This window comes from Phenylobacterium sp., from assembly GCF_030693625.1.
Taxonomy (GTDB): Bacteria; Pseudomonadota; Alphaproteobacteria; order Caulobacterales; family Caulobacteraceae; genus Phenylobacterium; species Phenylobacterium ferrooxidans.
The window spans coordinates 1-1,308 of sequence record NZ_JAUYAF010000095.1; the positions used below are offsets into that span (position 1 = coordinate 1).

Sequence of the window (1,308 nt, forward strand, 5' to 3'; positions counted from 1 at the left end):
CTCCGCCGTCACCGGCTCGCGGACCCTGGTGCTGTTCAACGGTCGGCGTCTGCCGACCTCGCCCCAGGCGATCTCCTCGGTGGATATCAACCTGCTGCCCACCGCCGCCATCGGCCGCGTGGAAGTCCTGAAGGACGGCGCGGCGGCGACCTACGGCTCCGACGCCATCGGCGGCGTGGTCAACTTCATCACCCGCACCGATCTGCAGGGCTTTGAACTCAACGCCAACTATCAGGGCATCTCGGGTTCGCCCGGCGACTACGAAGGCAGCATCGCCTACGGCTACCGGGGCGATCGCGCCAACCTGCTGCTGACCGCCGGCTATCGCCACCGGTCGGAAATGTCGGTCAGCGAACGTGACTGGGCGCTGCGCACCGGCCCCACCGGCTATCTTGAGAACCCGCTGGGCGGTTGGGCGGGCACCGGCAACCCGGGCCAGTACAACACCGCCACCTCCGCGGCGGCGGCCACGGCCGGCACCTTCGCGGGCTCGTTGCCGGACATCGGCTGCGCGGCCAACGGCGGTGCGCCCTACATCCTGACCACCACCATCGTCAGCCCCACCTCGTGCAACTTCCAGTACACGAGCTTCGACAACCTGATCGAAGACGAAGATCACTATCAGATCTACGGCAAGCTGAACGTCGACATCACCGACAACATCGAAGGCAATGTCGAGGTCCTCTACGCGTCCCACGACACGCCCAACCAAAGCTGGGCGATCACCGGTCCCAACCAGTTCCCGGCTCCCTTCGCTCCGTCCGGCGCCTCGGCCGGCGGCGGCGTCTCGCCGATCCCGGCGACGGGCACCAGCGAACAGTCGCGGTTCTACATCCCCAACACCAACCCCGGCCTGCTGGCCCTGGTGAGCCAGATCGCCTCGGCGAACTGCGCGGGTCCGGTGCTGCCCTATGGTGTCGACGCCACCACCTGCGCCCAGGGCCTCGCCACGGCCCAAAGCCAAGCCGCCAACGCCGCCCTCTATGGCGTCGCCGGCAGCCAGACCGCCTGGCGTCCCGTGGGCTTCGCCGGCAATCCCTATACGAGCGACCGTCACAGCCACTACTCGTACAAGGTCGACACCCTCCGCATCGCCGGCGGGTTCAAGGGCAAGTTCGAGAATGGTATCGGCTGGGACTTCGGCCTGACCTATCAAGAGCAGGACTACAACTACAACCTGCAGGACACTTCGGTGAACCGCCTGCAGCTCGGCCTCCGCGGCTACGGCAGCCGAGCCGGCAACGCCGATCAGTGCACCGCGGCGGAAACGGCGAACTTCACCACCAACGCCGGTAACGCCGCCCTGGG

General features: G+C 67.3%; 1 protein-coding gene. It reads left to right on the plus strand.

Annotated features, from left to right (window positions below):
- Positions 1 to 1,308, plus strand: a 1,308-nt coding sequence (locus Q8N10_RS20880) for a TonB-dependent siderophore receptor (protein WP_305663991.1), incomplete at both ends; no start/stop codon positions are given.